General features: G+C 56.9%; 3 protein-coding genes. All 3 read right to left on the reverse strand.

What is annotated here, in order from left to right:
• Positions 1–124: 124 nt before the first annotated feature.
• The gene (locus BW934_RS14630) at positions 125–310 is read right to left on the reverse strand and encodes a hypothetical protein (RefSeq protein ID WP_076349323.1); all 186 of its coding nucleotides are present in this window, start codon (positions 308–310) and stop codon (positions 125–127) included.
• An 11-nt stretch (positions 311–321) separates the two neighbouring features.
• Complete coding sequence (locus BW934_RS14635; RefSeq protein ID WP_076349325.1) at positions 322–1,152, reverse strand: RpnC/YadD family protein; 831 nt, start codon at positions 1,150–1,152, stop codon at positions 322–324.
• Between the two features lie 222 nt (positions 1,153–1,374).
• Entirely contained in the window at positions 1,375–1,479 is a 105-nt protein-coding gene (locus BW934_RS14930) for a putative holin-like toxin (RefSeq protein WP_143027544.1), read from the reverse strand.
• Positions 1,480–1,674: the final 195 nt, after the last annotated feature.

A 1,674-nucleotide genomic window follows, 5' to 3' on the forward strand; every position in this document is an offset into this window, starting at 1 on the left:
CGACCGTTCCACTGTCACCAACGTAGCACGGTGAACGTGCAACTTTGCGCCAACTTTAGGCCAGATTGAGCGGACACAAAAAGAGACCCGGCCATGAACACCGAGTCCCCTTTGGACGCAATGCTCAGTGCAGGTTTTGACGGATTTCTTCCACGTCTTCAACCGAGAATCCTGTAATGTCCACAACTTCTTGTACAGAGGAACCTTTATGAAGAAGGCGATATGCAATTTCGCGCGCTTTCAAGAGCTCGCCTTTGTGAATCCCCTTCTCCTCAAACTCCCGTTCCAACTCACGCAGCAGATCAGTCATCTCCAACACCTTCAATGCAGATGCTTCTTAAGCTCTTCCAGCTCTTCACGCGAAAGCCCCGTTGCCTTTTCGATAACCTCTGTCGGAACGCCCTCCGCGAGCAAGTTATGGGCAATTTCGCGCGCTTTCAAGAGCTCGCCTTTGTGAATCCCCTTCTCCTCAAACTCCCGCTCCAGCTCACGCAACAGATCCGTCATCTCCAATACCCTCCTTAGTTGTTCCTTCTGTTCATCCGCCATCACACGTCCGCTGAAGCCGAGAATCAGCGCCGCCAGATAGTTCTGCTCATGCACATCCGGCAAGCGCTGCACAACCTCGACGATCTCCCCAAACGCTTCATCCCGCGTCCGGCGTTCAAACCGCATATGGAACGCGAATGCCAAGCGTACCCGGTCTTCCTCCGTCCACTCATGCGCGGACAGGTGGCGCTTCACGGTCTCCAGCGCCGCGTCCCCGTCTAAGCGGCCCAGGTACACATTCTCGACGGTGTATTGCATGCTGCCTGCGTCCAACGTCCGCGGTGCCTCGGTCACGTCGCGCGTGTACAGCACCACCGTTCGGATCGGTCGCTTGTACCGTTCGGCAATTGCCCAATCATACGCGCCAAAGCGGTACAGATTCGGCTCGCGTGTGGTCTGGAACTCGAGATGCAACAGACGGCCATCTGCAAGTTCCAGCATGATGTCCGTGAACTCCTGTCGCACCTCGACCTTTGGCAACTCGGTCGGCAATGCGCGCACCACACGCGCGTTATGGATACCGATGACCGACAGCACCTCGCCCGCCAACGCGTTGGTCAGGTGTTTCGACACAATATCGTTTCCGGTTCGTGCGATCTCCATCGTGCTCATTTGCCTCCAGTATACCGCGCTGTGCTGCCCTTGCGCGATGTCCATCGTCTGGCATTGCAGAATCATTCCGTTGTGGTATGCTTAAACTGAAATAGGGAACTCGGAGGGGCTAGCTCCGAATTCCCCTGGCATGGATGCCTTGAGCATCCCACCCGCCAGTATCTATCTGGACAGGCGGTAACCGCCCCAAGGCAGTCGAGCGCGATGGGGCGGTTACTTGCGTCTAAACGCCAGTACCAGGGTCACGACAAGCGCCAGAAACGCAACCACGAAGGATGCAAACTGGAATACGAGCGATAGCGCATCGTACACACTCATCGGCCCCACCTCCTCCCGCTCAGCGGGTGGAGGTGCCCCAAGGCTTGTTCCATACCGGGGTCTATTGTAACAGACTCATCTCACAAACCTTTCACCTCATTCCACAACGCCCGCTGCTCAAACCGCACCACACGCCCCGTCGCCCTGCCCGGCATCATCGGTACGCGCTTCGCGGCCTCCATCAACTCCGCTAGT

The organism is Alicyclobacillus vulcanalis, assembly GCF_900156755.1.
In the GTDB taxonomy this organism is placed as follows: Bacteria; Bacillota; Bacilli; order Alicyclobacillales; family Alicyclobacillaceae; genus Alicyclobacillus; species Alicyclobacillus vulcanalis.